This is a genomic window from Nocardia amamiensis (genome assembly GCF_015477605.1).
Lineage (GTDB): Bacteria > Actinomycetota > Actinomycetes > Mycobacteriales > Mycobacteriaceae > Nocardia > Nocardia amamiensis_A.
This window is the reverse complement of sequence record NZ_JADLQX010000007.1, coordinates 59,027-74,763: the sequence shown is the minus strand read 5'-3', so window position 1 is coordinate 74,763 and position 15,737 is coordinate 59,027. Positions and strand designations below refer to the sequence as shown.

16 protein-coding genes are annotated in these 15,737 nt (G+C 68.5%); 7 read left to right on the top strand and 9 right to left on the bottom strand.

All coding sequences use genetic code 11. The features are described from left to right. Positions 1 to 193 precede the first annotated feature (193 nt). A complete protein-coding gene (locus IU459_RS11545) occupies positions 194 to 628 on the top strand; it encodes an SRPBCC family protein (RefSeq protein WP_195129489.1) in 435 nt (144 codons plus the stop codon). 66 nt (positions 629 to 694) lie between these two features. Here IU459_RS11545 and IU459_RS11540 read toward each other — a convergent pair whose 3' ends face one another. Genes IU459_RS11540 through IU459_RS11530 form a run of 3 tightly spaced genes read right to left on the bottom strand, consistent with a single transcriptional unit; the run spans position 695 to position 2,593 of the window. After that, positions 695 to 1,045: a VOC family protein gene (locus IU459_RS11540; protein ID WP_195129488.1), complete on the bottom strand. Its 351-nt coding sequence runs from the start codon at positions 1,043 to 1,045 to the stop codon at positions 695 to 697. A 14-nt stretch (positions 1,046 to 1,059) separates the two neighbouring features. Continuing rightward, entirely contained in the window at positions 1,060 to 1,872 is an 813-nt protein-coding gene (locus IU459_RS11535) for a MerR family transcriptional regulator (RefSeq protein WP_195129487.1), read from the bottom strand. A 49-nt stretch (positions 1,873 to 1,921) separates the two neighbouring features. Further along, a complete protein-coding gene (locus IU459_RS11530; RefSeq protein WP_228837769.1) occupies positions 1,922 to 2,593 on the bottom strand; it encodes a hypothetical protein in 672 nt (223 codons plus the stop codon). 192 nt (positions 2,594 to 2,785) lie between these two features. Between IU459_RS11530 and IU459_RS11525 the strand changes: the two genes are divergently transcribed. From IU459_RS11525 to IU459_RS11515, 3 genes are all read left to right on the top strand, one after another. After that, positions 2,786 to 3,118 (top strand): YbaB/EbfC family nucleoid-associated protein, encoded by a 333-nt coding sequence (locus IU459_RS11525; RefSeq protein WP_195129486.1) that lies wholly within the window; start codon positions 2,786 to 2,788, stop codon positions 3,116 to 3,118. Between the two features lie 13 nt (positions 3,119 to 3,131). Further along, positions 3,132 to 3,740: a recombination mediator RecR gene (recR, locus tag IU459_RS11520; RefSeq protein ID WP_195129485.1), complete on the top strand. Its 609-nt coding sequence runs from the start codon at positions 3,132 to 3,134 to the stop codon at positions 3,738 to 3,740. A gap of 62 nt (positions 3,741 to 3,802) precedes the next feature. Continuing rightward, on the top strand, positions 3,803 to 4,420 hold the full coding sequence (locus IU459_RS11515) for a LysE family translocator (RefSeq protein WP_195129484.1): 618 nt from the start codon (positions 3,803 to 3,805) through the stop codon (positions 4,418 to 4,420). A gap of 42 nt (positions 4,421 to 4,462) precedes the next feature. Here the strand turns inward: IU459_RS11515 and IU459_RS11510 are convergent, their stop codons facing one another. Further along, positions 4,463 to 5,107, bottom strand: a complete 645-nt coding sequence (locus tag IU459_RS11510) for a hypothetical protein (RefSeq protein ID WP_195129483.1) — start codon at positions 5,105 to 5,107, stop codon at positions 4,463 to 4,465. Positions 5,108 to 5,638: 531 nt separating this feature from the next. Here IU459_RS11510 and IU459_RS11505 point away from each other — a divergent pair. The 3 genes from IU459_RS11505 (at position 5,639) to IU459_RS11495 (ending at position 9,904) form a co-directional block, all read left to right on the top strand. Further along, positions 5,639 to 8,293, top strand: a complete 2,655-nt coding sequence (locus tag IU459_RS11505; RefSeq protein ID WP_324198836.1) for a circularly permuted type 2 ATP-grasp protein — start codon at positions 5,639 to 5,641, stop codon at positions 8,291 to 8,293. After that, entirely contained in the window at positions 8,290 to 9,198 is a 909-nt protein-coding gene (locus tag IU459_RS11500; RefSeq protein WP_195129481.1) for a transglutaminase family protein, read from the top strand. Before IU459_RS11505 ends, IU459_RS11500 begins: the two co-directional genes overlap by 4 nt. Positions 9,199 to 9,379: 181 nt before the next feature. After that, positions 9,380 to 9,904 (top strand): hypothetical protein, encoded by a 525-nt coding sequence (locus tag IU459_RS11495; protein WP_195129480.1) that lies wholly within the window; start codon positions 9,380 to 9,382, stop codon positions 9,902 to 9,904. A 19-nt stretch (positions 9,905 to 9,923) separates the two neighbouring features. On the opposite strand, the gene IU459_RS11490 is transcribed toward IU459_RS11495, so the two are convergent. The 5 genes from IU459_RS11490 to IU459_RS11470 all read right to left on the bottom strand — a co-directional run bounded on the left by IU459_RS11490 (position 9,924) and on the right by IU459_RS11470 (position 15,669). Further along, positions 9,924 to 10,634 (bottom strand): type 1 glutamine amidotransferase, encoded by a 711-nt coding sequence (locus IU459_RS11490; RefSeq protein ID WP_195129479.1) that lies wholly within the window; start codon positions 10,632 to 10,634, stop codon positions 9,924 to 9,926. Between the two features lie 43 nt (positions 10,635 to 10,677). Beyond that, positions 10,678 to 11,916, bottom strand: coding sequence for a MurT ligase domain-containing protein (locus tag IU459_RS11485; protein ID WP_195129478.1), 1,239 nt, complete (start codon positions 11,914 to 11,916; stop codon positions 10,678 to 10,680). A 65-nt stretch (positions 11,917 to 11,981) separates the two neighbouring features. Next, positions 11,982 to 12,623: a pyridoxamine 5'-phosphate oxidase family protein gene (locus IU459_RS11480; protein WP_195129477.1), complete on the bottom strand. Its 642-nt coding sequence runs from the start codon at positions 12,621 to 12,623 to the stop codon at positions 11,982 to 11,984. An 80-nt stretch (positions 12,624 to 12,703) separates the two neighbouring features. After that, positions 12,704 to 14,479 (bottom strand): hydroxysqualene dehydroxylase, encoded by a 1,776-nt coding sequence (locus IU459_RS11475; RefSeq protein WP_195129476.1) that lies wholly within the window; start codon positions 14,477 to 14,479, stop codon positions 12,704 to 12,706. Positions 14,480 to 14,721: 242 nt separating this feature from the next. Beyond that, positions 14,722 to 15,669 carry an EamA family transporter gene (locus IU459_RS11470; protein ID WP_195129475.1) on the bottom strand — a complete coding sequence of 316 codons (948 nt, stop codon included), beginning with the start codon at positions 15,667 to 15,669 and terminating at the stop codon, positions 14,722 to 14,724. Between the last annotated feature and the right edge of the window lie 68 nt (positions 15,670 to 15,737).

Sequence of the window (15,737 nt, the reverse complement as noted above, 5' to 3'; positions counted from 1 at the left end):
TAGTCCGATTCAGTGCGGCGGATAGCCCGGCGGCGGGCCGTACTGCGGCCCCGGATGGCCCGGCTGGTTGCCGTACTGCGGCGGATGACCCATGAACCGGAGCATAACAAGGCGAGGCTGGACGGCGAACCCGTACGGACGCGAGGCAGGATAGGGAGCGGTCGAGACACAGCACCCGGACAAGGAGCTCATTGTGGGACAGGTCAGCGCCAGCAGTTCGATCGTCGTTGCGGCGGATCCGCAGCGTGCACTCGAGGCAATCGCCGACTACGACTCGGTGCGTCCGCGCATTCTCTCCTCGCATTACCGCGACTACAAGGTGGTCGAAGGCGGTAAGGGAGCGGGCACCGTCGCGGAGTGGACGCTGCAGGCCACCGAGAAGCGCACGCGCAATGTGCACGCGGTCGTCTCGGTATCGGACTCGATTGTCACCGAACGTGATTCGAATTCGACGATGGTGAACACCTGGACCGTCACCCCCGAGGGCTCGGGCGCGCGGGTCACGCTGCGCACCACCTGGACGGGCGCGGGCGGCATCGCCGGCATCTTCGAGGGGATCTTCGCGCCGCTGGGCCTGAAGAAGATCCAGGCCGAGGTGCTGGGCAACCTGCAGCGCGAACTGGCCTGATCGGCTGACCGCGACAACGGCCCGGTACCGCGTTCGGCGCCGGGCCGCTGCCGGCATTGCGCCGGTTCACTCGCCGCCGATGTCGAAGAGATTGCCTTCCGGGTCGGCCAATGTCGTCCACTTCGTGCCGTACATGTCGAAATCGCCTCTGTGCTCGGCGCCGAGGTCGATCGCTCGCCGCACCTGTTCGCGGCGGTCGGCTGCGTGCAGGTCCAGGTGGATCACGTTCTTGCCCGGGTTCTTGTCCGGCACGCGGATGAACATCAGCACCGGCGTGGCGCCCGCCGTCCGGCCCACGGTGGCGAACTCCGCGGTGGCATCCGGGTCGACCGGCTGCTCCAGCAGGCGCGCCCAGAATTCGGCGAGCGCACCGGCATCCGCGCAATCGACGGTCACGTGGGCGATCGAGAGTGCCATGGATATCTCCTCGTTCATGGCTGGGCAATGGGCCAGCACACTTCGGTCCGGTAGGTGGTGGGATCGTCGGCTTGGTCCGGGCCCCACAGGTACATCTCCCGAATGGGCTCCGGCAGGGCGACGTCATGCTCGGCGACATGACTGCCCAGCGCGCCGTAGGTGCGATCGAAATCGTCGAACGGACCGTCGTGCACCGCGACGGCGAAACGGCGCTCGGGCAGCTCGATGGCCGAAAGCCCTTGCGGCAGCACGATGCCGGTATCGGCGATCGGGACGAACGTGACCACCTCGCCCTCGTCCTCTTCGAAGAACTCGGTGCCGAATGTGGCGCCGCTGATACCCGCGGGCGCGATGTCGGCCGCGGCCAGTGCTTCGTACAGCGCCCGGAACGTCGAGCCGCACCACTCGCCGATGTGTTCGCGCGCCACGATCGCACTGACGGCGGCGGCCGGGAAGGCCGGGACCGTGCGATGCTCCACCGTGATCGGCGCCGCGGGCGTCAGCAGCGACCGCAAGGACGCCACGACCGCGCGGGTGCGGATCAGTTCCTCCTCCATGCGCGTCAGATGTGCGCGCAGCGCGGCGTCGCGGGCGTTCTCGTCCGGCGCGGCGAGCACGGCGCGGATCTCCGGGAGCGGCATGTCCAATGCGCGCAACCGCCGGATCAGCTGCGCCTGCTCCACCTGTGCGGTCGAGTACCGCCGATAGCCCGAACTCGCGTCGATTCCGGCCGGAGTGAGCAGGTCTATCTCGTGGTAGTAGCGCAAGGTCTTCACGCTGAGGTGGCTCAGCCTGGAGAACTCGCCGATCGGGACGGTCGCCGTCATGGCCTCAGCCAACACCCTCCAGTGACAGGAGGGTCAACCGCATCCGGCGCTACGCGAGGGCGAAGGTCAGCAGCAGGGTGGTCTGGAAGGCGCCGCGCCACCAGGAGTAGCCGAACCACACGCCCGGGGTGACCTCGCGGATTTCGTCGTACACCTGCGGCGACGGCGACGGTGTGTAGTTGAGCGCCCAGGTGGGGCCGCCGTCGGTGAGGGCAGGCGCGGCGTAGACGTCGGCACGCCAGCCTTCGATGCCTGCGCCGGTGAGACGGTTCATCAGGTAGCCGCCGTCCGGTCCGGTGTAGAAGGTCTTGCCGATCCAGAACGGGGGCGCGAGAGACTGCATGATCGGCGGGCGGGTCACCCAGCCGGCCTTCACGCCCATCGGGACCGCGCCGAGCGGCGCGTCGCGGAAGATGGCGTCCTGCTGTTCCGGCGAGCAGCGAAACCGCAGCGAGGCGATGGTGGCCGCTTTGTCGGCCGGGTAGAGAACGCAGCCACCGCCGTAGTCGGCCACGGCAGGAACGGCTTCCGCATCGATGACTTCCGCGTCGAGCACCTCGGCATCGGCGGAAGCCGCGGGCTCGGCGTCGATGACCTCCGCGCCGGGGACTTCGGCTGCGGCCGCGGCGTCGGCGGATGCCGCCGGGCTCGCGGCGACGAGAAAGACGCCCGGAAGGATCGACGTGAGCAGCACGCTGCCCAGAAAACGGTACGCCCTCATCGCTGTCTCCAGACTCGCCGCCTCGGTCGCCGACCCAGTTCGATGCTAGGACGAGCGCGATCTCTCTTCACGGGAACTACCCAACCTGTTACCGGCAACGCTTCGAACACCTCGGACCATCGGGCCGCGCCGGACATCCGGTGCGGCAGGACTAGGCTGGCCGATGACACCTTCTCCAGAGAGGACCCTCCCGTGCAGCCAGGTGGTCAGTTCGATATGCAACAGTTACTCGCCCAGGCGCAGCAGATGCAGCAGGCGGTGATGGAAGCCCAAGCCGAGATCGCGGCGAGTGAAGTGGACGGCGCGGCGGGCGGCGGGTTGGTCCAGGTCACCATCAAGGCGACCGGTGAGGTGGTGTCGCTGACCATCGACCCGAAAGCCGTCGACCCCGACGATATCGAGACCTTGCAGGATCTGGTGATCGGCGCGGTCAACGACGCGATGGCGAACGCGCAGCGTCTCGCCGCGGAACGGCTCGGGCCGTTGTCCGGGGGTTTCGGCGGCGGTTCGCTGCCCGGTTTCTGAGCCGAGGTAGCAGTTGTACGAGGGTCCGGTCCAGGATCTGATCGACGAGTTGGGCAAGCTGCCCGGCGTCGGTCCGAAGAGCGCGCAGCGCATCGCGTTTCATCTGCTCCAGGTGGAGCCGCCGGAGATCGATCGGTTGCAGGCCGCACTGCAGAAGGTGCGCGACGGCGTGCGGTTCTGCGTGGTCTGCGGGACGGTCTCCGACGGCGAGCTGTGCCGCATCTGCGCCGACCCGCGGCGGGACCGCACCATGATCTGCGTGGTCGAAGAGCCCAAGGACGTGCAGGCGATCGAGCGCACCAGGGAGTTCCGCGGCCGCTACCACGTGCTCGGCGGCGCGCTCGATCCGCTCAGCGGTGTCGGCCCTGATCAGCTGCGGATCCGGGAGTTGCTGGCGCGCATCGCGAATCAGGAGGACGGCGTCGACGTCACCGAGGTGATCATCGCGACCGATCCGAACACCGAGGGCGAGGCCACCGCCACCTACCTGGTCCGGATGCTGCGCGACTTTCCCGGCCTGAGCGTCACCCGACTGGCCTCGGGCCTGCCGATGGGCGGCGACCTGGAGTTCGCCGACGAGCTGACCCTCGGTCGCGCACTGTCCGGGCGGCGCGCGCTGTAGCCGCCGATCGCGCGAGCCGCAAAGGGATTGCGCCGCGGCGAGCGTGGGTTACTGTGTCGGGGATGAGCATCGAATTCGTGCTGACGACGCTCGTCATCGTCGCCACTCCCGGTACCGGTGTGCTGTTCACACTCGCGGCTGGTCTGTCGCGAGGCGCCAAGGCCAGTGTGATCGCCGCCTTCGGCTGCACGCTCGGCATCGTTCCGCACATGGTCGCGGCGATCACCGGCTTGGCCGCGGTGCTCAACGCCAGCGCGGTCGCGTTCCAGACGCTGAAATACCTCGGCGTCGCCTACCTGCTGTACATGGCGTGGACCACGTTCCGGGACAAGGGCGCGCTCGCGGTCCCGGAGCAGACCGGGCACGCCGCACCTTCGGCGCGCAAGGTGGTCACCTCCGCGGTACTGCTCAATATCCTCAACCCCAAGCTGACCATCTTCTTCTTCGCGTTCCTGCCCCAGTTCGTGCCCAGCGGCGCGCCGAACGCGTTGGCGCGCATGCTGGAACTCAGCGGAATTTTCATGCTCGCCACCTTCGTGGTGTTCGCGATCTACGGCGCCTGCGCGGCGGCGGTGCGCGACCAGGTCATCTCGCGCCCCGCCGTGGTGACGTGGATGCGCCGAGCGTTCGGCGCTTCATTCGTCGCCCTCGCAGGCCGTCTTGCCACCCAGAACCAGTGATCGGGCTGCCACGGAGCGGAAGCACACGCGGCTGTGGGCGGTTCAGAGTTCGACGCGGGACCAAGGGAGGCCGGGGAAGCGAGTCCGGTTGTCGTTGGCCCAGTCCCAGATGACGGCGGCTACGGTGGCCGGATCGGCGACGGTGGTGCCGAAGTGCTTGTCGGAGGAGCCGTCCCGGTACTCGACGGTGTAGACGCCGGTGTTCTCGCGGTAGGTCTGGATATAGAACTGCTCGCCGCGCTCGACGACGAGGTATGGGTTCGGCGGGCTCAGCTCGGGAATCCACTGCTCGGCAAGCGCTTTGGTGAGATAAGGGAACTCGCCCGCGCCGCCGTGGGTGACGGTGGCCGGGATGTGCCCGGCGGGATCGATCAGCCAGGCCAGTTGCGGGTCGTAGACGGCGTAGTTCAGTGGTGTCGCGAGTTCGAACAGCAGGTGGCGCACGAAGCCGATCGCGTCGTACGGGCACGGTACGTACAGCGCCGCGCCGGTCGCGGCGCCGCCCACCGGGACAGTGCTGAGAAAACTGTCCTCTTCGGGTAGCTCCGCGTTGCGTCTGTTGAGCTCGGCCGCGATCTGCGCGACCACCCCGGTCTCGGGGATGCCTTGCTGGGTGGTCAGGTAGGCGTCGACCTGCGCGATCGACGACGCGACACCGGAAGGCAGCAACACGTGGTCATAGCTCACCTCGGCCAGGGTACGGAACTGCGAAAACCCGCCGACGGGTCGCGTCGCCTTCCGTGCACCGGCAGCCGCCCGCGAGATCGCCGCAATCGATGACGAAGTCGTGTCGAGCATGAGCGGGATCAATGCACCGGTCGTCGGTGCATTCGGAAATCCGGCCCGCATGCACGATCAAGGTTCCGTGGCAGTGGTCGAACGCGGAATCGCAGGACGAACAATCTGTTGTGCGCATGTGACCTCCTGGAGAGATAGGAGTTGTCATTCGGTGATATCGGCGCCGCAATGGGTGCGGCGAGACCATTGTGGCCCGTGTTGCCGCACTTTCTCGATCATTCAGCAATCATGTCGCAACTTTTTCTTTGTGGCGGGTCTCGCTCCCCGACCTCTCTGCTCCCAGGGCTGTTACGTGCGAAAATGGCAGCACAGTCCACCGATTCCAGTGCGCCGGTGCCGCTCGATACGCGTTCGATCGGAACGGATAGAGATTTCCGGCGACTGTTTAGCATCCTTGATGGCGGAAGTGAGGTCGGCGCGGTGGCGGTGCCCGATGAGCCGCAGGAGACGGCGACCGGTGCGAATGCGCGCGAGCAATTCGCGCGTTACCGCGCCGAGGGTGTCGACACCGCCGCCTACGACGAATGCGGCAGGCCCACTGCGGGTTACTACGACGAATTGGTCGATGCCGAGGGCAAAGTGCGGCCGATGTGGCGGGCGCTGTCCGCCGATTTCGTGAACCTCGGCAGCGACGGACTCGACCGGCTGGACAGCCGGGTGCGCAGGCTGGTCGACGACGACGGCATCACCTATTTCGAGGCCGGCGCGTCGGCCGATGGCACGGCACCGAGCCCGTGGCGCCTCGACCCGATCCCCCTGCTGGTCTCCGCGGACGACTGGACCCGGCTGGAGGCGGGCCTGGAACAGCGTTCCCGGGTACTCGACGAACTGCTCACCGACATCTACGGCCCACGCAGGACGCTCGACTCGGGACTGCTCGCGCCGGAAGTCGTGTTCGGCAACGGCGGTTACGTACGAGCCGCGCACGGCATCACCGTGCCTGGGCGGCATCAGCTGTTCCTGCACGCCTGCGACCTCAGCCGCTGGAGCGACAGCCGGTTCCGGGTGATCGCCGACTGGGCGCAGGCGCCGTCCGGCGGCGGGTACGCGCTGGCCGATCGCAGGGTGGTGGCGACCGCGATCCCGGAGTCGTTCGAGCACGCCAATCCGCGGCCACTGACGCCCTTCGCCAGGGCGATGCGCGCGATGCTGATCGAGTCGGCACAGGCCGACGACGACGAGCCGGTGATCGTGGTGCTGAGCCCAGGCGTGCATTCCGAGACCGCGTTCGATCAGGCGTATCTCGCCTCGACGCTGGGCTTTCCGCTGGTGGAAAGCGCGGATCTGGTGGTGCGCGACGGGTCCTTGTGGATGCGGTCGCTGGGGAGGCTGAAGCGGGTGGACGTGGTGCTGCGGCGGGTGGACGCCGAGTTCTCCGATCCGCTCGACCTGCGCCCGGATTCCCGGCTCGGCGTGGTGGGACTGGTCGAGGTGCTGCGGCGCGGGGCGGTGACCGTGGTGAACACGCTGGGCAGCGGGCTGCTGGAGAATCCGGCGCTGTCCGGGTTCCTGCCTCGGCTCTCGCGCTCGCTGCTGGGGGAGGACCTGTTGCTGGAGAGCGCGCCGTCGTATTGGGGCGGCGACGACCGGGAGCGCGCACACCTGCTGGCGAATCTGGACACACTGATCATCCGCTCGGCGATCGACGGCGCCACGCTGCTCGGGCCCGAACTGAGCCGGGAGCAGCGTGCCGACTTGACCGCACGGATCGACGCGTGCGGATGGCAGTGGGTCGGTCAGGAACCGGCGCAGTTCTCGATCGCGCCCGCCGTGCGTGAGCGTGGTGGTCTCGCCGCGGCTCCGGTCGGTATGCGGCTGTTCTCGCTGGCCCGGCGCGGCGGCTACACCGTGATGTCCGGTGGTCTCGGCCAGGTGCGTGGACGCGTGGCGCCCGACCGCGCGGTGATCAAGGTAGCCGCCAAAGACATTTGGGTGCGGGCCGCGCCGACGACCGCCGCCGCGGTCGGCACCGAGCCGCCGCGTGAGGAACGCGAACGGCCCACCGTCCCGGTCGTGGAAGCGATCAGCTCGCCGCGTGTCCTCAACGATCTGTTCTGGATGGGCCGCTACGGCGAGCGCGCCGAGGCCGCCGCGCGCCTGCTGATCGCCACGCACGAGCGCTATCAGGAGTTCCGCTACCGTCCCTGGCTGGAGGGCGCGGACGCGCTGCCGGTCCTCCTGGCCGCCGTCGGCCGGACCACCGCCACCGCCGCGCCGACCGACGGGACGATCGGTCCAGAGGCGCAAGAACTTGCGGCGCAGCAGGATTCGGCCTCGCGCGAGGGACACGACTACCTCGTCGCGCTGACCATCGACCGGGAGCTGCCCGGGTCGCTGGCCTTCGCGGTCGACCGGTACGGCATCGCGGCGCGAGCCGTGCGCGACCAGCTGTCGGTGGACACCTGGATGATCCTCAGCGCGGTCGACCGGGCACTGGCCGACTACCGAGGAACGGCCGGAGATCAGGAGGCGGAGCTCTCGCAGGTGCATTCGCTGACCCTGGCCGGTCTGCTCGCGCTGTCCGGCATCGACGCGGAGTCGCTGGTGCGTGAACCCGGCTGGTACGTCATGGACATCGGCAGACGCATCGAGCGCGGACTCACGCTGACCGCACTGCTGTCGGCCGCGCTGGTCCAAGAATATCCGGAGGAGACCGAGCGTGAGGTCACCGAATGGGTGCTGCGGGTCGCGGAGTCGTCGGTGAGTTACCGACGCAGGCACCGGGATTCGGTGCGGATCGCCGCCGTCGCCGGGCTGTTGCTGTTCGACACCGGCAACCCGCGATCGCTGGCGTATCAACTGGACCGCCTCGACGCCGATTTCCGCGCGCTGCCCGGCGCGGCGCGATCGTCGCGCCCGCGGCGGCTACTCGCGGACGCGCAACGCATGTTGCGGCGCTTGGACCCCGACGACCTCGAAGTCACCGACACGGACGATCGGCGCACCGAACTGGCCGAGCTCCTGGAGGGGGTGCAGGTGCGATTGCGCAAGCTGTCCGAGTCGTTCGAGACCACCACGCTGTCGCTGCCGGTCGGCATTCAGCCGCTCTGGGGCAGCGCGCAGGTCGTCGGATGATCGTCGGCGGCGCGGCCCGGCGCTATCGGGTGGAGCACCGCACCACATATTCGTATTCCGGGGAGGTCATCAGCTCGTATGGACGCGCGTTTCTGACGCCGCGTGACCTGCCTGGTCAACGGTTGCTGGCACACGACATCCACATCGAACCGGCGCCGTCGGACCGGTCGGTCGGCGCGGACGTGTACGGCAACACCACCTCCTTTTTCCACGTCACCACCCAGCACCGCATCCTCGCCGTCACCGGTGCGTCCCTGGTCGAGGTCGACGTGCCCGTTCGCGATCCGGCCGCTACCGCGCAGCTGTGGGAAGTTGCGCGTCCGACCGGTGCGAACGGACCGCTGGCCACGGAGTTCACCCTCGACCTGCACCCGCGGGAGATCACTCCGGAGATCGTCGCGTACGCCGCCGAGTCCCTCCGGAAGGGCAGGCCGCTGCTGGACGCGGTCGCCGAGTTGAACACCCGCATCTTCACCGATTTCACCTACATGTCCGGAGCCACGACGGTGTCGAGCAAGGTGGCCGACGTGTTCGCCGCCCGCGCGGGCGTCTGCCAGGACTTCGCGCGGCTCGCCTGCGCCTGCCTGCGGTCGCACGGTCTCGCCGCCAGATACGTATCCGGCTATCTGGCCACCGATCCGCCCCCGGGCAAGGAGCGGATGGTCGGGGCCGACGCCACCCACGCCTGGGTGTCCGTATGGCTGCCCGGCTCCGGCGAACACGACCGCACCGGCCACTGGATCGACTTCGATCCCACCAACGACCAGTTCGGCGACGAGCGGTACGTCACGGTGGCGTGGGGCCGCGACTACGCCGACGTACCTCCGCTGCGCGGCATCATCTACACCGACGCGAAAGACAGCGCCATCACCGTCTCCGTGGACGTTTCCGAGGTCGACGGGTGATCACCGCGCGCACGGCCCGGCCCGCTGTCTGGCTGGTCACACCCTCCGCTCTCGGCGTGCGGGCAGCGGGAACTGTGGAAGCATCGTAGGTAACCCGTAGTCGACCGTCCGGCGACGCCGTGGCGCCAGCCGGAGTTTTCGGGAACTGACGCCGGAATGGGGACGAATGAACAGCGAGCACATGACCGACACGTGGGCAGCGGACGAGCTCGGATTCCGGCCGGACGTCTCGCATGAGCACCTGCGCAAGCTGGTGGAGCAGATCCGGGCGGAAGGTCTCCCGGATGCGCTGTGGCTGATCCTGCGGCCGTGGACCGCCGAACCACGGCGGTGGCACCCGGAGGTGTACGGCATCGATGTGCCCGAGGCCGAGACCGGCCCGTGGGTCTGCGAGCTCAACGCGCCGGTCAGATGGCACTCGCTGATCGGCGGCCTGGAGTCGGTCGAGTGGGTGAACAATCGTCCGACCGCCGACGAATTGGGCCGGGCCTGGGACACGCTCGAAGCGGCCGGCCTGCGTCCTTCGGTCTGCGTCAACCTCGGCCCGGCCGGGCACAGGGGCCGCTGGTTGGTGCACGTCGTGTCGGTGTCCGCGCTCGGCAAGATCGACGACGACACCATGAGCGATGTCGGCGAGACCCTCGGTGGACGACTGGGGTACTGGTCGATGAACCCCGAGTGGATCTTGTGGCGAACCGATAACTGATTCTCGACCGGCCCTTCGCTCAGGCGCGCAGGCGCTCGCGGCGGAGCTGGTCGACCTCGGGGAGGTCTAGGGGAGCCAGTTCGGTGACGCCGAGGGCGCGCATCAGCAGCAGGTCGGCGAGTTCGGGATTGCGGGCCAGGACGGGGCCGTGCATGTAGGTGCCGATCACCGAACCCTGGACGACGCCCTCCAGACCGTCGCCGACACCGTTGCCGACCCCACGGGAGACCCGGGCCAGGCCGGTCGCGTCGCCGCCGAGTTTGGTTCCGCCGCGGTGGTTTTCGAAGCCGGTGAGCGCCGCGGTGAGCCCGTCGAGCAGCGGAGTGGTCGTCACCTCGCCGATGGCGCGCTTGGTCTGCGGCGACGTGGTGACGTCGATCATGCCGACGCCGTCCACCCGCTCGCCCGCCGAGGTCTCGTACCACTGGCCGAGCACCTGGATCGCCGCGCAGATCGCCAGCACCGGAGCGCCTTTCGCGGACGCCCGCTGCAAGCCGGGGTAGCGCTGCAGGTGCCGGGTGGCCAATCGCTGTGCGGAGTCCTCCGCACCGCCGAGGGTGTAGATGTCCAGCGAATCGGGCACCGGGTCGGGCAGCGTGATATCGACGATCTCGGCGTCGTAGCCGCGCATACGCAGCCGCTGGCGCAGCACGAGCGCGTTGCCGCCGTCGCCGTAGGTACCCATCACGTCCGGCAGAACCAGGCCGATGCGAATGGTCGATTCACTCATAGTGTGTCCTTTCTGGCCTGTGCGGAGCCCTCCGCGGTATCCCTCATGCCGTCCGCTGCTCGAGGTCGCGGTTGAGGTCGCGGAACGCGGTGTAGTTCGCCAGCACCTCGACGTGGCCCGCCGGGCAGGACGCGATCGCGCGCACAGGGTCGGGCACCGTGGTGTGCGCAACGCCCGCGTAGGTCAGCCGCACCGCGAGGTCGGTGGCGCGTTCGCCCGCCGCGACCACCTGCACGCCTTCGAAGTGCTCGAACCGCACGTCCCACAGCCAGGAGAGGTCTTCGCCGTCGGGCACCTGGCCGTTCACCGCGATCACCAGGCCCGCCGAGGTCGGGTCGATCATCGACAGCGCCTCCTGCCACCCGGCCGGGTTCTTCGCCAGCAGCAGCCGCGCGTCGTGCTCGCCGACCTGCACGGTGCGGTAGCGACCCGCGATCTCGCGCACCGTGCCCGCGGCCGCGACAGCCTGCGCGGCATCGGCGCCCAGCGCGACGGCGGCGGCCACCGCCTGTGCGGCATTGCCGCGATTGGCCCGTCCCGGCAGTGCCAGCCGCAACGGGAAACGCGCGCCGCCGGGACCGAGCAGATCGTCGCCGTCCAGCGACCAATCCGGTTCTGGCCGTTCGAAGTCCGCGCCGGTGCTGCGCCAGTGCGCGCCTTCCCAGATGATCGGCTCACCGCTGCGCGGGCAGCTGGTCGCGTCCATCGCCCAGCCGCTGCCCGCAGCCACCCACACCACATTGGGGTGGTCGTAGGCGATCGAGGTGACCAGCACGTCGTCGCAGTTCGCGATCACCACGGTGGCCGGGTGCTTCGCCAGCCCGGCGCGCAGCTTGCGCTCGATCATGTTGATCTCGCCGACCCGGTCGAGCTGGTCCCGGCTGAGGTTCAGCAGGACCACCGCCGAGGGGTTGAGCGAGTCGGTGACGTGCGGCAGATGCAGTTCGTCCACCTCGATCGCCGCCAGTGGCGCGCGCCGGTGGGCGTTCAGCGCGGCGACGATGCCCGCGTCCATGTTGGCGCCGTCGGCTTGGGTCGCGACCTGGCCGAGCGTGCTGAGCGCCGCGGTGGTCATCCTGGTGGTGGTGGACTTGCCGTTCGTGCCGGTGACCAGCACGGTGCGCCGCTGCCGTCCGAGCTGGTCCATGACCGTCGGATCGATCTTCAACGCGATCAGGCCGCCGATCATCGAACCCTTGCCGCGACCCGCTTTCTGCGAGGCCCAGGACGCCGCACCCGCCGCCGCGAGCGCGAGCCGTCCGCGCACCGATATGTCTGCCACGTCGCGAGTCTATGTTCGCCCCGCGATCCGGGCGCGGCGCGGTCCAGTGGCGTGGGCCACCCGGCTCAGTCGCGGTAGAGCTTCGCCTCGTAGTTCTCCGGCGAGTAGTAGCGCTCCAGCTCCTCGACCGTCTCGGTGATATTCGTCTGCACCTCTTTGACCAGGCAGGCTGCGCTCGGCAGGGTGTCGAGGGGCCACTGCTCCGGCTCCCACAGATGGCTGCGGATGAACGCCTTGGCGCAGTGGAAGAAGATCTGCTCGATGTCCACCTCGACGGCGAGGATCGGGCGATGGCCGCGCACCACCATGTCGTCGAAGTAGGGCGCGTCACGCACCAGCCGGGCTCGTCCGTTGATCCGCAACGTCTCGCGGCGGCCCGGGATCAGGAACAGCAGGCCGACGTGCGGGTTGCCCAGGATGTTGAGGTAGCCGTCGGCGCGCCGGTTGCCGGGACGCTCCGGGATGGCGAGCGTCGTGTCGTCGAGCACGCGCACGAACCCAGCCGGATCGCCCTTCGGCGAGGCGTCGCAGTTGCCGTCGCCGTCGCTGGTGCTCATCACCAGGAACGGGGAGTTCGCGATCCACTCCCGGTCCCGCGCGTGCAGGGCGACGCGCTCCTTGGTGGCGGCGCGAGGCATCACGTCGCCGAGCAACTGCCGCAGGTCCGCCGGGTCGGTGATCTCGTTCGGGTCGGTGCTCTCGGGCATACTCCGATTCAAGCACCGCCCGGGACGATATGGCGATCGAATTCCGTTCCGGCGGGTGCGGATCGATCGCCTGGCTGGGATCAGACCGGCACGTCGAACATGTTTCGCTGCCCGGCCGCGTAACGGTCGGCGTCGATCAGGCGCAGCGGTTCCAGTTCCGGCGCCCGGTACAGCGTGAACAACCGGCAGCGCTCCGCGTTCGAACCGGCCACGTCCAGTAGCGCGTTCACCGCGGCGCGCGCGGATTCGTTGGCGCCTTCCATGGTGGCCAGATCGACGTTCGTGCGCACGTAATCGCCTGCCAGGAACAGGTTTTCCAGCGCGCCGTGCGGGTCGGGCCGATACTTCCAGGAACCGGCCGTGTTGATCAGCAGCGGGTCGGCGTTGGCATTGCGCCGCGGTCCCTCCTGCCAGCTGATGCCCGGGTCGAGGAACCAGGAGTGTAGGTCGGCGTCGCGCAGCAGCTCACCGCGATCGTCGAGGTGGGCCTTGATCTGGGCCCACGCCTCGCGAGCGATCTCCTCGTGCGTGCACTCCTTGGCGGGTTTGCCGAACATAATGCCGGGGGTGTTCCAGTCGGAGATGTCCACCGACAGGCAGTCCTGCACGCTGCCGTCGCCGAATTCGCTGAGCTTGCCGCGCCACAGCTGATTCTGGCTGATCGAGGTGAGCGACCACGGCGCGTCGATGTAGGCGGTATGGCCGCGCGAGATGTCGGCTGGTCGGCGCAGGTAGAACTGGATGCCGTTCATCCAATCGGTGACGAGCTGGTCCATCGCGGCCAATTCCGGCCGCGCCGCCAGCACCTGCGGCGACCACAGTGTGCGGGCCCGCTCGGCGGGCAGCGCGACGACGAAGTAGTCGGCCTCGATGGTCCGCTCGGCGCCGGTTCCGTCCACCGCGCGGGCGGCGGTGATCCTGCCGTCTCGCACCTCCAGCCCGCGCACTTCGGTGCCGAGCACGAATTCCGCGCCGAGCTCGCGGATTCGCCGCATCCACGGCTCGATCCATACCGCGTTGGTCGGGCCGTTCAGCACGCGGTCCAGGCCGCCGTCGTTGCCGATCTCGAAGGGATTGCCGAGGAACTGCTCGCCCATCGTGCCGATGGTGCGCACGCTCGCCAGGTTCTCCTTCGCGGCGACCATGATGCTGGTCAGTGTGCGGGACAGCAGCGCGCGGAACTCGTGCGAGCGTGCGTGGCCGCCGACGAAGTCGTGCCAGGAGGTCTGCTCCCATTGACCGAGGCGGCGGGCATCGCAGCTGGAATTGAAGACCAGCAGGCGTTCGGCGAAGTAGATCCCTTCTCGGGGCGACATTTTCAGCGTGGTCGCCAGGGCGGCGCCGAGCGTCTCCCGGAAGCCTTCCGGGGTGAAGCCGGCGCGGGCGCGCGGACCGAGCGGCACGCGGAAGTCGTCGCCGCCGCGCCGGGCGAAGCGCGCCTCCGGCACCGCGACGAGGTTGTCCCAGACGCCATTCGGATTACCTGGGAAGGGGATTCGGCGCATGGTGTCCGGCACGTGTTGATAGAAGCCGGGAAAGAAGCGAAATCCGTGTTCTCCGGGGAGATCTGGCCGTCCCCCCGCTCCGGTGCCCGGCACACCGACGCTGCGGGCCTTGCCGCCCCATGCGCGTCTTTCGTAGATGGTGACCCGGAATCCACGCTCGGCTAGCTCATGCGCCGCGGTCAGACCGGCGACGCCGCCACCGAGAATCGCGACCCGCGGACCACCAGGACTCGCCGCCACCGGCGCGGGTCTCGGCGCACCCGCCGTCAGTCCCCCCGCCGTTGCCACCGCTGCCACAACCGTGCCACGAAGCAGTGCCCTTCGCGAGACGGTCCACTGATGTTCTGCCATGCGCCGATCTGCTGTCTGACTGGGACCAACTTCCACGCTCGGGCACTACTGTAAAGCGACAGGTCTTCCTGGTCGCATCGACCCCGCAAACCGGCATAGGGGACAGGTCGTCCTATCGGTGCGGGTGAGCGATACCGGGTTTGCCGAGCAACCGCCCGCCCATGGAGGACGAGCGGCGCTCGACCGGTCATCCGTGTCGACCGGCTCATCAGCCCTTGGCGGGAGCTGATCATGCCGTTTGTTCAGGCCCCTGGTCGCCCCGCGCTTACCAGGGCTTCCGCCGACGGGGCGGCGGCGTTCACGGGTGTCTTTCGCGGCTTGCTCGACGTCGCGGCAAAGGCCCCTGTGATCACCACGACACCACCCACAAGCGACAGCAGAGTAGGGGTCTCGCCCAGGAATGCCCAGGCGGCAGCTATCCCGACGACCGGAACCAGCAGCGAAAACGGGGCGACCGTGCCCGCCGGGTAGCGGCCCATCAGATAGGTCCACAGTCCGCTGCCGACGACCGTGGCCAAGATGGCGATGTAGGCCAGCGCCACCAGGGCGGGCCAACCAGCGAGTGAGAAGGAGTCGGCGAGGGCGTGCAGGCCGGTGGTCGGCCCCTCGGTGAACACGGACAGCGCGAACATGGGCAGCGGCGGAATGGCCGTGGTCCACAGCATCAGGTGCAGCGGATTGACTCCGGGGGCCTCGGTACCGGCCGAGCGTGCACCGATATTGCCGAATGCCCAGCCCAGCCCGCCCGCCAGCGTCAGCAGCACGGGAAGCAGAGTGGCGTGTTCCAGCCGGTCCCATCCGATCACCGCCATTCCGGCGACGGCGACGGCGATGCCCGCGATCTGCACCGGCCGAATCCGCTCGCCCAGCATCAGCGCACCGAGCACCACGGTGAACGGTGCGGAGGATTGCAGCACCAGCGAAGCGAGACCGGTCGGCATTCCCACCCGCATGGCGGTGAACAGGAATGCGAACTGCAAGATGCCGAAACCGGTGCCGTACAGCAGGATCCAGCGGTTCCGCACCGGTGGGCGCGGAATGAACAGCAGTGCCGGAATCGCCAGCACCGCGAAACGCAGTGCCGCGAAGAAGAACGGCGGGAAGTGATCGAGCCCCACCCGGATGGCGAGGAAATTCAGGCCCCAGAGCAGGACGACGGTGCAGCCGAGCAGGCGATCGCGAGTGGTCACGTGTTTCATCGTGCGGTCGCCGAACCATCAGAACAATCGAATATATATGGATTAATAATGTAGTGTCA